At 45.5% G+C, this 13,431-nt stretch carries 14 protein-coding genes; 10 read left to right on the top strand and 4 right to left on the bottom strand.

Going from position 1 to position 13,431, the window contains the following annotated elements; all coding sequences use genetic code 11:
• The first annotated feature begins 10 nt into the window (after positions 1-10).
• The 5 genes from FC61_RS10920 (at position 11) to FC61_RS10905 (ending at position 4,792) form a co-directional block, all read left to right on the top strand.
• Positions 11-1,468, top strand: a complete 1,458-nt coding sequence (locus FC61_RS10920) for a serine hydrolase (protein WP_052538421.1) — start codon at positions 11-13, stop codon at positions 1,466-1,468.
• A 13-nt stretch (positions 1,469-1,481) separates the two neighbouring features.
• Complete coding sequence (locus tag FC61_RS10915) at positions 1,482-2,588, top strand: PrsW family glutamic-type intramembrane protease (protein WP_021742903.1); 1,107 nt, start codon at positions 1,482-1,484, stop codon at positions 2,586-2,588.
• A 209-nt stretch (positions 2,589-2,797) separates the two neighbouring features.
• Positions 2,798-2,956, top strand: a complete 159-nt coding sequence (locus FC61_RS12425; protein ID WP_011667946.1) for a hypothetical protein — start codon at positions 2,798-2,800, stop codon at positions 2,954-2,956.
• Between the two features lie 13 nt (positions 2,957-2,969).
• Positions 2,970-3,266, top strand: coding sequence for an ArsR/SmtB family transcription factor (locus tag FC61_RS10910; protein WP_011667945.1), 297 nt, complete (start codon positions 2,970-2,972; stop codon positions 3,264-3,266).
• A 158-nt stretch (positions 3,267-3,424) separates the two neighbouring features.
• Complete coding sequence (locus tag FC61_RS10905; protein ID WP_042516660.1) at positions 3,425-4,792, top strand: MFS transporter; 1,368 nt, start codon at positions 3,425-3,427, stop codon at positions 4,790-4,792.
• 148 nt (positions 4,793-4,940) lie between these two features.
• Here the strand turns inward: FC61_RS10905 and FC61_RS10900 are convergent, their stop codons facing one another.
• The gene (locus FC61_RS10900) at positions 4,941-5,822 is read right to left on the bottom strand and encodes a mechanosensitive ion channel family protein (RefSeq protein ID WP_021742017.1); all 882 of its coding nucleotides are present in this window, start codon (positions 5,820-5,822) and stop codon (positions 4,941-4,943) included.
• 169 nt (positions 5,823-5,991) lie between these two features.
• On the opposite strand from FC61_RS10900, the gene FC61_RS10895 reads away from it, so the two are divergent.
• Together FC61_RS10895 and FC61_RS10890 are read left to right on the top strand one after the other, a co-directional pair.
• Positions 5,992-6,396, top strand: coding sequence for a DUF948 domain-containing protein (locus FC61_RS10895; RefSeq protein ID WP_011667942.1), 405 nt, complete (start codon positions 5,992-5,994; stop codon positions 6,394-6,396).
• A gap of 21 nt (positions 6,397-6,417) precedes the next feature.
• Complete coding sequence (locus FC61_RS10890; RefSeq protein WP_011667941.1) at positions 6,418-6,780, top strand: hypothetical protein; 363 nt, start codon at positions 6,418-6,420, stop codon at positions 6,778-6,780.
• Between the two features lie 84 nt (positions 6,781-6,864).
• Here FC61_RS10890 and FC61_RS10885 read toward each other — a convergent pair whose 3' ends face one another.
• Positions 6,865-7,962 carry an aminopeptidase P family protein gene (locus tag FC61_RS10885; protein ID WP_011667940.1) on the bottom strand — a complete coding sequence of 366 codons (1,098 nt, stop codon included), beginning with the start codon at positions 7,960-7,962 and terminating at the stop codon, positions 6,865-6,867.
• Between the two features lie 194 nt (positions 7,963-8,156).
• Between FC61_RS10885 and ccpA the strand changes: the two genes are divergently transcribed.
• Both ccpA and FC61_RS10875 read left to right on the top strand, forming a co-directional pair.
• Positions 8,157-9,158 carry a catabolite control protein A gene (ccpA, locus tag FC61_RS10880; RefSeq protein ID WP_035464741.1) on the top strand — a complete coding sequence of 334 codons (1,002 nt, stop codon included), beginning with the start codon at positions 8,157-8,159 and terminating at the stop codon, positions 9,156-9,158.
• A gap of 148 nt (positions 9,159-9,306) precedes the next feature.
• Positions 9,307-10,134 carry a hypothetical protein gene (locus FC61_RS10875; RefSeq protein WP_225356124.1) on the top strand — a complete coding sequence of 276 codons (828 nt, stop codon included), beginning with the start codon at positions 9,307-9,309 and terminating at the stop codon, positions 10,132-10,134.
• A gap of 56 nt (positions 10,135-10,190) precedes the next feature.
• Here FC61_RS10875 and FC61_RS10870 read toward each other — a convergent pair whose 3' ends face one another.
• On the bottom strand, positions 10,191-10,931 hold the full coding sequence (locus FC61_RS10870; protein ID WP_021742020.1) for an amino acid ABC transporter ATP-binding protein: 741 nt from the start codon (positions 10,929-10,931) through the stop codon (positions 10,191-10,193).
• Positions 10,924-12,402, bottom strand: a complete 1,479-nt coding sequence (locus FC61_RS10865) for an ABC transporter substrate-binding protein/permease (protein ID WP_021742021.1) — start codon at positions 12,400-12,402, stop codon at positions 10,924-10,926. Before FC61_RS10865 ends, FC61_RS10870 begins: the two co-directional genes overlap by 8 nt.
• A 278-nt stretch (positions 12,403-12,680) precedes the next feature.
• Between FC61_RS10865 and FC61_RS10860 the strand changes: the two genes are divergently transcribed.
• The gene (locus tag FC61_RS10860) at positions 12,681-13,418 is read left to right on the top strand and encodes a YebC/PmpR family DNA-binding transcriptional regulator (protein ID WP_011667935.1); all 738 of its coding nucleotides are present in this window, start codon (positions 12,681-12,683) and stop codon (positions 13,416-13,418) included.
• The last annotated feature ends 13 nt before the right edge of the window (positions 13,419-13,431 follow it).

Here is a 13,431-nt window from a genome sequence, read left to right as displayed (position 1 = left end):
GATAGATCGTATGAGAAAGTGTCAAAATTGTAATCATGAAAATCCAGATAATGCTGCTTTTTGTGAGAATTGTGGGATCAAATTTATTGATAATCTAAAAAAGTGTCCCCAATGCCAAACAGTAAACACCAGTGAAAGTCGTTTCTGTGAGAACTGTGGGTACGATTTTCAGTCAGCTACACCAAAAGATACGGGCAATGAAGAACAATTACAACAGAGTAATCGTTCAAATGCCGTACACGATTTGGCAGAACAGCAGGTTCCTACGTCTGCTGCAGATGTGACAAGCACCATGGCAAATGGAAGTGACAATGCGATATCCAGCGCCCAGGAAAGACCCCAGGTTCAACATGCTATTGATGGAAAGGAGAAATCTCAATCTGGTTCAGAATCAGAAAGTTCTCAAGGAAAACTTTCGTCAGCGCCCGATGGGGCATCGATGATGACTGGTGGTACACCGGATAAGCAAAGGGTGTCACGGCTCCCTAAGGGGGTACGTCTTGTGAGTGGACTGGTGATTATTTTATTAATTGGTGTTGGTGCGTATTTTGTTTATGGCCATCCGAGTGCCTCTTCTAAGGCACCAAGCACACCGGCAGTGACTAATAAGGAGCGTTCAAATGTCGCGACTAAAGAATCAGGTACTAGTTCTAGTGGTGAGAAGCATAAATCAGTTAACTTTAATGTGACTGAAATCAAAAAAGATATTGGAGCAACTGTGGGAGCAATTGGTGGAACAAATTCGGTGTATGTATCGCCGGTTAACAGCGAGCAAAGTGTCGTTGTGAATAACGGATCGCAGCGATCGGCAAGCAGCATCAAAATCTATATTATGGTTACCGCCTATGCAATGGCTAAGGAGGGTGTTTTCAACTTGAATGATACGCATACATTAACGAATGATGAAAAAGTTGGTGGCACTGGTGTCATTCAAAATATGCGTGCGGGAACCGAATTAAGCTATCGAGAGATCATTGAATATATGATCGACGATAGTGATAATACGGGAGCTAACATTATGATTGACAAATTGGGTGGCTTTCAGTTAATCAATAATAAGATTAAAAGCATGGGTGCAACTGATACAAAGTTGCGGCGAAAGATGTTGGATACGAAGGCACTAGATAATGGGCGTGATAATACGACGTCCGCGCGTGATATGGGAACGACACTCAAGATGATCTACAATCATCATTTGGTTTCGCGTGAGGCTGATGATGAAATGTTAGCTATCTTGAGAAAGAATCAAAATCGGACAAAGTTACCCAATCAGCTTCCTAGTACAGCAACGGTTTACAATAAGACTGGGGAGTATGCAGATTATGGGGTACAAAATGATGCCGAAATCGTCCGAAATAGCCAGGGTGCTTTTGTGGCAGTAGTACTATCTGAAGATGGAGAGGAAACTGATCAACTGGCGGCGATGAATAAATTAGGATTAATGCTGTATCAAAATATATTGGCGTAAGCGAGGAATAAATATGAAATACTGTCCACATTGTGGGAAGCCGGTTCGAGAAAATGCTAAGTTTTGTCCGAGTTGTGGAGAAACATTAACAGTTAGTCAAGATCAACCAGCTACAAATACAAATCAAATTACAGGAATTTATGACAGTGCAACGGCGAAACTAAATCAATACACTGGCGAAAAAGGTGCCGTCAAAGTAAATATTTCAGACTTGTTTTCAGAGGTTTTTAAACATCATTCTAAAAAAGAAGCAGATGCCATTTTTATTGCAGGGACCGAAAGCACGACGCCCGCATTAGCGGATGTGTCGGATGAATGGGCTAAACCATGGCTGTTTTCTCGAATTTTAATCGGTTTTCTGTTGGCCTTTGTGGTGCTTTTGTATATGGCCGTAAGTTTCCACAATGATAAAGCAGTTCCAGGACTAATTTTGGTTGGTGCATTTGCTGTCCCATTTTCTGGGCTGGTCTTTTTCTTTGAAGCCAATGCATTCAAAGATATTAGTTTGTTTGAAGTGATCAAGGTTTTCTTCATCGGTGGTATATTTTCATTAGTTGTCACGTTATTCTTGTATCAATTTGTGACTTTTAGTACAACAAGTCAGTATTTGGGCGTCTTAACACTCAAGGATTCCGTGTCAATTGGCGTTGTTGAAGAACTAGGGAAGGTTTTAATTATTTCGTACTTTATTAGCCAATTGAATGTTCGCCATATCTTGGACGGTATCTTAATTGGTGCAGCGGTCGGTGCAGGATTCGCGGCTTTTGAAACGGCTGGATATATTTATGATGCAGGTAGTCAGCTCGTAGCAGTGGCCATTTTACGTGGTTGGTCGGCCATTGGGGGTCATTTAGTGTGGGCGGCGATATCTGGTGGAGCGATTATGATTGTTAAACGTGACCAACCGTTTAAGTTCAGCCAGTTATTAGATACACGTTTTCTTGTATTTTTTATTCTATCAGTGATGATGCACGCTGCGTGGGATTGGGACATCACTATTTTAGGTAGCGCTTATCTAAAGCTAATTTTGTTGATTGTGTTAGCCTGGATAATCGTGTTTGTTTTGATGAGCGCGGGATTAAAAGAGATATCGCGTTTGAAACACCAACCGATAGAATGATTTAGAAATGAGAGTATTGGCTTGACCGGGCTCCACACAGGATTTACTGTAGTGAGGCCTTTTTTGTGTATAGGACAGAACTTAGTGAAACTAATGATCTTGATCGGTTAGCTTCTATCCGCTTAAGACGTAGTTGATTCTATTTTTTTTACGTGGTTTAATTAATGATAATAATCTGAAACGAATCTGGACGGGGGGTGAGCCGAATTATGAAAATTATTCTAGGCGTTTTCATCGCAATTTTGTGGCTCTTTACCATTGGTTTAGCTATTATGGCCGCCACAGGGGCAGGGCATTTTGCCTCATTTGTTATTTTATTCGCGCTGAGTATATTCTGTACGGTCGACTGGTGGCGACTGGACCGTTAAGGGAGGTTAGCTAATGGCAGGAAAACAGCAAGTTGATCCGCAGCAACAGCTTAAAGTTTTTAAAGCGTTGGCTGATCCGGTCCGCTTGAAGATCGTCCATTACTTAAAACAGCTTGACCATGAGGTGGCCTGTGGTGAAGTCCAACAGGCCATCCAGATTAGTAAGACGTCAGGCACCTATCATTTTAAGTTGTTACAGAATGCAGGGTTAATTACGGCGCGTAAAGAAGCCCGTGAAAAATACGTGCAGTTGAACCCCGTAGTATTTCAAACTTACGTCACGGATTTTTTTGCGGATAGGCAACGATAGTAACGTGGTTAAGTGGTGCCGAAACGGTATCACTTTTTTTATAACGGTTTTTGCTTGTCAGCCGTTAACCGGGATGGTATGGTAAAATAGTTCAAAAATATTTGAACTATTTTAATCGCGATTGAAAGACGTTCATGGCAGAAGGTAAGGAATGGACAATGAACAGACAAGGGACTCAAACCAAGTGGATTCTGATACTAACCTCGCTGGGATTTTTTATGTCAATGATGGATTCGATGATTGTGACGACAGCATCGACAGCTATTCGATTAGATTTTGGAATAACGGTAGGAACACTTCAATGGGCATTGAATGCCTATAACATTACGATTGCGGCGGTGTTATTGGTCGGAGTTGCTTTGGGAGAAAGATATGGTCGGCGACGGGTCTACAGTTATGGTTTAGTGATTTTTACCCTCGGATCAATTTTATGTGCGTTAGCGACTAATATTACATGGCTAATCATTGCCCGGGTAGTGGAAGGCGTGGGCGCATCGGTGATGACGCCGCTGTCTATGGCAATTTTGTCACACGCATTACCCGTAAGTGAACGTGGTCGTGCTTTGGGCATTTGGAGCGGAATTGGGGGATTAGCCTTGATTGTCGGGCCGTCCTTAGGTGGCTTGATTGTTGCCCGATTAAGTTGGCAATGGATTTTCTGGATTAACGTGCCGGTTGGCGTGGTTGCTTTGGGGCTAACGGGGCGCCTGCTTCCGGAAAGCTATGGTCGTCGTGAGCGGTTAAGCGGATTAGATGCCAGTCTGATTATGGTGGCCTCGGCCGGCCTAATTTGGGCATTATCGGCACTGACGTCAGCGCAAGTGGATCGCGTGGTCGCCATGAGTATCGGTGTCGGTAGTGGGTTACTGGGAGCTTGGTTTATTTGGCGGCAGAAACGGGCATCGCAGCCACTAATGCCATTGGACTTTTTCCACTCGGCAGTCTTTCGTGGCGGCAACTGGGCAACATTTTTACTATATGCGTCGATGTACGGGGTGGTTTTCTTCTTACCGCAGTTTTTTCAGATCGTTGGGCAAGCCAATGCGTTGACGGCGGGATTGGAATTATTACCGTGGACCGGAACCTTGGTCATGGTGGCGCCATTTGCTGGGTGGGCTGTGGACCGATTTGGTGAGCGACGAATGGCCATGTTGGGGTTGTTGAATCAGGGGGTGGGTTATGGTGCACTGGCAGGACTGGCTGCGCCAACTCGGGGATACGGTTGGTATGTGGGCCCTTTGATTCTGGCAGGATGCGGCTTATCAATGGCCGGGCCAGCCTTACAAAAAGCCGTGTTAAGCACTGTGGCGCCAGTTGCATTAGGCAAGGCCTCCGGTATTTATAATGTTTTTCGTTTGCTGGGTGGTGCGATTGGAACAACCTTGGCTGTAGCAGTCTTTGGTTACTTTGGACGCGTTCAAACAGCGGTGACCTTTACTCAGGGGTTTCAAGCAGCAATGATCCTGGCGGCTTGGCTTTCGTTGCTAGGATTGTGGTACGCGCGACTGTTAACTAGTGAAGATTAGTTAGTTTAAATAGCATAACGATCTTTATACAAAAAGCCATCGTCACTATCTCACGTTGTCACAAAAAGGCGACCAGCGAAAATCTTCGGATTTTCGCTGGTCGCCTAATTTTTAGGGGCTTATATCGCAGTCTCTTTTCTGAGACGCATTATTGACCAGCAACTGGTGCTGGCGTATGGGTCGGTAAATGAATACCGGCCTCCCGAATGGCTTTTAAATAGGCAGTCAAAAAGGTTGCTTGAAGAGCAAACTGACTTCCACTCTTGGCAACGACAATCACCTGGTAGACCAACTCGCCAGTGGGCAAGGTGACGACACCAGTTAACGCCGGTTCGCCAATGACACTGGGATGTTCCGGCATTAAGCGCTCATTGACGTTTCGAATGATTGCTGGCAATTGTTCGACCGGTGTGGTGGGGGCAATTGGAATATTGACGGTGGCACGCATATCGTTGCGCGAGCGGTTCGCCACAATAGTAATGTTTCGATTGGGGATGAAATTGATGGTACCGTCCGCCCCGGTGACTTGAGTCGTTCGCAAGCCCATGGCTGTGACGGTGCCCTCAATCGTGCCAATCTTGACTGTATCACCCACATCGAATTGTTGTTCTAATAGAATGGAAATACCAGTGACAAGGTCGCTGACAAAGCCTTGGGCTCCGAGTCCTAAAGCTAGACTGAAGATCCCAGCGCCGGCGACTAACGTCCCAACGGGCACACCCAAGGTTGATAACAGGGCGTAAATCCAAAAGAAGAGCACCGTATAGTGAAAGAGATTGAGGCTGAGCATGCTAATCGTCTGGAGCCGATTGCTGCCAGTACCGTCTGCTGCGGGCTTGAGGTAGCGTTTAAATGAGCGATGGAGAATCCATTTGCCCACAACGTTAATCACGAAGAACAACAGAGTGAGGAAAATTAAACTTAAAAAGCGACTGGTGATCAGATGCCAGAATTTTTCCCAGTCAAAGGAACTTAAATAATGTTGCAACCACTTACTCGAAGTGGCGGTGGGGGTTACTAAGCTGGTCACGATTTGCGTCTCCTTTAGCTGAAGTCATTTATCCCTCAGTTTAGCAGATTTTTTAAGACACGCCCAGCCCACTATAAATAAATGGTGGTGAAATGCAGAGTATTAATTGCGTGTAAGCGGTGAGAATGCTATTCTATTGGTAAGTAATGAAGCACAAGGAGGGGTTGTCATGACCGGTGGACAAGTAGCGGGCCTGATCGCAGCAATTGCATTTTTGATCTTGGTTCTCTTCATTGGCATGTTCTTAGTAAAGATGAATAAAACGTTGGGTGAGGTCAATCGCTCAATGAAGTCGATGACGTCAGATATTGATGTCATTAGTCACCAAGCCGAAGATATTATGGCTAATGCGAATGAACTGCTGACGGACGTGAATAAAAAGGTTGCCACGATTGATCCCGTATTTCAGGCTGCCGCTGATCTCGGTGAAAGTGTCTCAGATCTGAATACGGCGACCCGTAATTTAACGGATCGCGTGGGCGTGACGGCTAAGAAGACGGCAAAAACGTCGATGGCCGCACGTGTCAGCAAGACCGCTTTTGATTTGTATCGGAATCGCAAAAACAAGAACTAATCACGAAGGGAAGTCATCAATATGGCAAAACACAAGTTATTGGCAGGATTGGTATTGGGTGGGGCAGCCTATGCGGCTTATCACGCCTTAGATTTGGAACAACGCGAAGCCTTAAAGGACGCCGCGCGTGACCGTTACAATGCCTTAAAGGATCGGGCCATTGATTACGCCTTTTATGCTGCTGACGCTGCTGACGATTTTAAGGAAGCCTTGGACGAACGCTTGGCTAACAAAGCAGATGCACCGGCTTGGCATGATGCCGCTAGTGATGAAACGGCCGCTGATGCGGATGACGATATTGTCTTGAGTAGCGATGAAGCAACGGCAACGGCCGATGCAGCGACACCTAGTGCTGATGATGTGCCAGAAAAGCCAGTTGAATAAGCATGATTGCGGGATTAACGAGTCGGTTAATCCCTTTTTTATTGCCCAAAATAAAAAGGACTGGTTAACCAGTCCTTTAAAGGATTATCCCACGTAAGTGAGTTCCTTTGACGTGTGTGTAAAGGGTAAGCTACCATCAGCGGTAACGTGAACACAATCTTCGATCCGTACTCCAGCAACGCCAGGAATGTAGATGCCTGGTTCAATGGAGAAGCACATGCCTGGTTCCAGAACCAAGTCATTTCCCGCCATAATGGAAGGAAATTCATGATCACTCATACCCATGCCATGACCGAGCCGGTGAATAAAGTATTCCCCATAACCCGCCTTGGTAATGATGTCGCGAGCAATTTTATCCAGCTCAGCGGCAGTCATCCCTGGTTTAACGGCGGCTTGTGCGGTTAATTGGGCTTCCAGACAGACGTCGTAGATTTCCTTTTCTTTAGCACTTGGTGTCCCCAAAGCAACGGTTCGTGACGCATCAGAAATGTAACCGTCATAGACCGTCCCTAAATCGAATAGGACCAGTTCATTGTTTTGAAATTTGGTATCGTTAGTGGCACCATGCGGTTCAGCGGCGTGGGCACCGGCCTGAACGAGGCTACCGAAAGACATTTCCATAATGCCTTCCTTCATCAAAGCGTACTGCAACTCGGCAACGGCTGATTGCTCCGTTTTACCGGCCTTCACGGCTGCAAAGCCATGTTCAAAGGCAAAGTCATCCCACTTACCGGCAATTTCCAACTTCTTGATTTCATCGGCAGACTTAATCAAGCGCATGTGTTCAATGAAACTGGTGATGTCAAGGTCAAAGCTAGGTGCACTAAACTGCGCTGCGAGGGCTTCCATCCGGGCAACTTGTAGTTGACCCTTTTCAATGGCCACGTGTTCTGGGTTTACGTGGCGTTGCTTAACTTGGTCCGCAATCATGGCCCAAGGATTTTCATGATCCAGGTAACCAATGACTGGGAATTGCCATCCCGTTTCTTTGATGACTTCGACTTCAAGAGCTGGCGCAAAGATAAAGGGGTCTTGGTCGGGGAAGACGACTAAGGCCAGAACCCGTTCGATTGGGTCGCTCCCAAAGCCCGTCAGGTACTCGATGGTCTTGGGATTGCTCAGATAAGTCATACTAGCGTGGTGTTGTGCGGTCCATTGCTGGATTTGTTCAAGTTTCGTCATTCAATTCACCCCTTCAAAAAGTACTTTAATTATACCATATGCAGCAATCTGGCTTGAAAATTCTATGAAATTAAGGTATTCTTTGATTTGAAAACGTTTTCAATGTTGCGCGAATCGGCGAGGTTCTGTATACTGGTCAAGTTGCTTGAAAACGGATGAAAACAAATCAAAACAAGGAAGAAAGGGCTATCGCTATGGAAAAACAAACTGTAACAATTTACGATGTGGCCCGTGAAGCGGCAGTTTCAATGGCTACCGTCTCCCGGGTCGTTAATGGCAATCCGAATGTCGAACCGGCCACACGGAAAAAGGTTTTAGAAGTTATTGATCGGTTGGACTACCGGCCTAACGCCGTTGCACGTGGATTAGCCAGCAAGAAAACGACCACGGTGGGAGTAATTATTCCTGACGTGACGAACGCCTATTTCTCTTCATTAGCGCGAGGAATTGATGATATTGCGATGATGTACAAGTATAATATCATTTTGACGAACTCTGATGAAAATGGTGGCAAAGAAGTTCAAGTGCTCAATACCTTGATGGCTAAGCAAGTTGACGGGATTATCTTTATGGGTAATCAGGTTACGGACGAATTGCGTGAAGAATTCAAGCGTTCTAAGGCACCAGTTGTATTGGCTGGTTCCGTGGATGCTGAAAAGGCCCAACCAAGCGTTAACATTGATTACGTTGCGGCGGTGGCAGAAGCCGTTAAAAACTTGATTGATCACGGCAATAAAAAAGTCGCCTTCGTTTCTGGCCCAATGGATCAGGCCATCAATCATGATTACCGGTTAAAGGGTTATAAGAAGGCATTGAAAGATGCTGGGATTACCTATGATGAAAAGTTAGTCTTTGAAACTGACTATACCTATAAAGCGGGTCAATCACTAGAACCAGCCTTGAATGCTGCGGGTGCAACGGCAGCATTTGTGGGTGATGATGAATTGGCTGCAGGGGTAATGAACGGTCTGACCGATGCTGGGGTTGATGTTCCTGGTGAGTTTGAAGTGATTACCAGTAACGATACCAAGCTAACGGAACTGGTTCGGCCCAAGATGAGCTCAATCACACAACCACTGTACGATATTGGTGCGGTGGCAATGCGGTTGCTGACGAAGCTGATGAATAATGAAACAGTTGAGGAAAACACGGTTATCTTACCTTATGGGTTAATGAAGCGTAGCTCAACGAAGTGATATCTAGGCACCGGGGGACCGGTGCCTTTTATTTTGGCAAAAATTGGGAAAAGGTTAAGGTTAGAGACGGTTAAGGTCAGTTTAACCCAGATAAAATGGTGATGTGCTAAAATGAAAACAATGAAATTGCTTTATGGGAGGTGCTGGAGTGAGCGCCAATAGTCGAATGGCACGGTATCATGCCACTGAAGAACCAGAGATACAAGAAACCCAATCGGTGAGCCCTTATCAACGGCGCCCGGCGTTAGCTCGGTGGTTAGCTGTTCTAGTTTTATTGTTGACTCTAACGGTTGGTCTAAGAATGACCGTCTTTAATGCCACGTACACAGCCGGCGTTGTTTCTCGTTCCACAACCGGGGAAAAGGTAATTAATCAATTAAATGATGAATTGCAAAGTTACGGGATCTCCGGGTCACCGATTACGACTAGCCTGGCGCAACCGTACTTGGCGATGGGCGTCGCTCAATTGTATGGGCAAACACCCACGACATCAGTGGATGACACTGATTTATCGAGTGCGGTTAGTAGTCAGGCGGTTACCATGGGCACCACGGCCTCTAATCGGGTGATTAGTCGTATAGCGAAACAGGCTGGAAAATTGGCTAAGGCGGCATTTGGTACCCCGGCGATGAAGCAGGCGGCAATAAAAATTCAATTCGCTCAGAAGGTGAATTTGTGGGTGATGATTGCGACGTTATTACTTCTAGTCGTGACGTTCTTTTACGCGTTAAGTGTTCACCACGTTTTTGCTAGTCTGGGGCCAGGATTAACGTTAGGCGGGCTGTTGACAACTATAGCCGGTGCGGTGAGCTATGTTGGGTTACCGTTAGTGGTAACCAGTTCTAGTCAAACGGTGGCCGCATTGCTCACCACGATTGGGCATAATGGGTTGGCTGTCATTATTTTTATGGGTATCGCAGAAATAATTGTTGGCTTGGTTGTATTACTGGGTCATCGCACATTCCGCAACGCCTAAATGATGTGAATAGAAAAGCCACACAATCGGGTTAATTCCTAATTGTGTGGCTTTTTTTAAATTAAAATTTTTGATAGAAAATCTTGAGCACGTTCGGTTTGGGGATGACTAAAGAACTCATCCGGGGTATTCGTTTCTTGGATGTAGCCGTCAGCCATGAACCAGACTTGATCGGCAACGGATTTAGCAAACCCCATTTCATGGGTGACGACCACCATCGTCATTCCTTGATTCGCTAAATCTTGCATGACATTGAGTACTTCGCCAACCATTTCAGGGTCAAGTGCGGAAGTAGGTTCATCGAAGAGCATGACTTTGGGGTCCATCGCAAGCGCACGGGCAATAGCAACCCGTTGTGCTTGACCACCAGATAAGCTGTTAGGGAAGGCGTCGGCATGATCATCCAGATTAACTTGTTGTAAAAGTTCATGGGCTCGTTGGGTTGCGGTCTTGTCATCCACACCTTTGACTTTCATGGGTGCCAGCTTAATATTTTCGAGAACGCTCATGTTAGGGAAGAGGTTAAAGCCTTGGAAGACCATTCCCATTTGTTCGCGGAGTTCATTGACTCGTTTGGCATCTAAGGTCGTTAGATTTTCACCGGTAAAGGCGACTTCACCACTGGTTGGTGTTTCAAGGAGATTGAGACAGCGAAGAAAGGTTGATTTACCACTACCAGACGGGCCGATAACCACGATAACTTGACCAGGCATCACGTCTTCAGTGATATCCTTTAAAACCGTGTTTTTGCCAAAGTTTTTAGCTAGGTTTTTAACCTCAATAATTGGTTTAGTCATGTTGCATTCTCCTTTCGAAGTAATTCAAAATTCGCGAAGCCGTAAAGGTCAAGATGAAGTAAAGGACCATGATAACGGCAATTGGGGCAACACCACGGTAAGTATCAGACCGAACAATATTGCTTTGGAAGATCAATTCGGAGACCCCGATGATTGAAACGATCGAACTGTCCTTGATTAAGGTAATAAACTCGTTTCCCAATGATGGCCAGATATTCTTCAATGCCTGGGGCAAGATAACGTAACGCATTGTGGCGCCACTGGACATCCCTAAGCTACGAGCAGCTTCAGTCTGGCCAGCGTCAACGGAATTAATGCCTCCTCGAATGTATTCAGCAACGTAGGCACCAGAGTTAAGGGAGATGGCGATAATCCCCGAGGTCAGTGCAGGCAAATTGACGATGAGGCCTAAACCAAAGTAGACGAACATGACCTGGACCATCATTGGTGTTCCCCGAATAAATTCGACGTAAGCCGTTGCTAACCAACGTAAGCCGGTCCGGAAGACGCCACCTTGACCCATCCGGGCAAGTGCGAGTAAGACCCCGAGAATGAAGCCAAAGAAGACGGAGCAAACGGTGATAATTAACGTATATTCAACCCCAGTTAGAAAAGCCTTCCAATAGTGCCACATACTGGTGTTGACAGTATTAGTTTTTAAATACTTACCAGCCGCTGGCAAGTAAGTTTTGTTGACTAGATTTTGTGTTTTAATCTGGTCAACAGATTTGTTGGCTGCGTGAACGAGGGCTGATGAGCCTTTCTTGAAGGCGACCGCGGCACTCGTATCAGAAGCATTTAGATTGAAATCGCTGGGAATCGCCGCCAGTTCTTTGTTGTTTGCAACGTAGGCTTGAGCTGATGGCTTTTCCATGGCGACCCCTTGGATCTTATGACTTTGCAGGGCCAAAATGAGGTCGGAAACGGACGTCATACCTTTAACGGTTGTGCCTGAGGTTTGCTTTTTAGATTCGTTATACATCGTTGAACCAGTCTGGGCCCCGATGGTCTTACCGACAAAGGAATCTTTATTTTTATAGATGCCCTTATCGTTCTTGTTGATGACGATACTATAGCCACCCTGATAGTAGGTGTGGGTGAAATCAACGCTTTTTTTCCGAGCGGCGGTGGGGTTCATCCCGGAGATTACCATATCCACTTTACCTGTTTGTAAAGCCACGAGTAAAGAGTCAAAGGACATGGATTTAACGACCAACTTAACGCCTAAATCCTTAGCAATCTTCTCACCAACTGCCACGTCCATTCCAACAATCTTAGTCTTGCCGTGAACAGTAGCTTGAAATTCATAAGGTGGGTAGTCAGGGGAGGTCCCCATGACCAACGTCCCCTTTTTTTGAACCTTGGTTAGTGAACTGTCGGTGGCTGCATGCGCCGTACTCGTGGTCAGTGTGCTCATGCCAAATACCATCGTCAATAGTAACGCAAGGACTAAAATGACGTGTTTTTTCATATAATAGCTCCTCAATAATTTTGTTATTGCTAACGAGTATAATAGATAGTGCGTATTTATACAAGTTTTATTTTGATATATCTATTTTTATACACTGATTATTCGTATATGAAAGCGGTAACGTCCGTATAACACGGTAAATCTATAAAAATTTATACATTTTAAATGAATAGCGAATTTATGGGCCTAGTAATTGAATGAATGTTGAGTAAGTGCTAATATAAACAGTGTCTGTTTTATACGGATATTCGAATAAATTTTAGAAAAGAGGAGTTACGATGTCAGGACATTCTAAATGGCATAACATCCAGGGCCGGAAAAATGCTCAGGATGCAAAACGTGGAAAAATTTTCCAAAAAATCTCACGTGATTTGTACCAAGCTGCAAAAGCAGGTGGTCCTGATCCCGACGGTAACCCTCAACTTCGTTTGGAAATGGACAAGGCGCGGGCAGCTAACATGCCTAAAGAAAACATCAAGCGGGCTTTAGATAAAGCTTCTGGTGTTGGTGGCGCTAAGTTCGAAGAAATCACCTACGAAGGTTATGGTCCAGCCGGGACAGCAATCATGGTTGCTGCCTTAACGGATAACAAGAACCGGACGGCGGCTGCTATCCGTTCTGCCTTCACGCACCATGGTGGCTCACTGGGTGCAGCAGGGTCCGTTTCATACATGTTTGATCGGAAGGGTTACATTGTGATCCTCCGTGAAGACCTCGATACGGATGAAGATACGATGTTGATGGACGCACTTGACGCCGGGGCAGACGACATGGAAACGACTGATGACGCATTTAAGATCTATACGGATCCTTCATCAGTTACGGCTGTGCGTGATGCTTTACAAGAAAAGGGTTATTCCTTGGACACGGCTGAAGCGCGGATGTTCCCACAAAACACGACCGAAGTTCCAGAAGCTAAGGCTTCTCAATACCAAGGTTTAATTGACGAACTTGAAGACAACGATGATGTTTCAGATATTTATGAAGCAGCGGTGTTGCCTGAAGGTGTTGAATAAGATTTGAGGAAAA

The sequence above is a fragment of the Levilactobacillus brevis ATCC 14869 = DSM 20054 genome (assembly GCF_001433855.1).
Classification (GTDB): Bacteria; Bacillota; Bacilli; order Lactobacillales; family Lactobacillaceae; genus Levilactobacillus; species Levilactobacillus brevis.
This window is presented reverse-complemented; position numbering and strand designations above follow the sequence as displayed.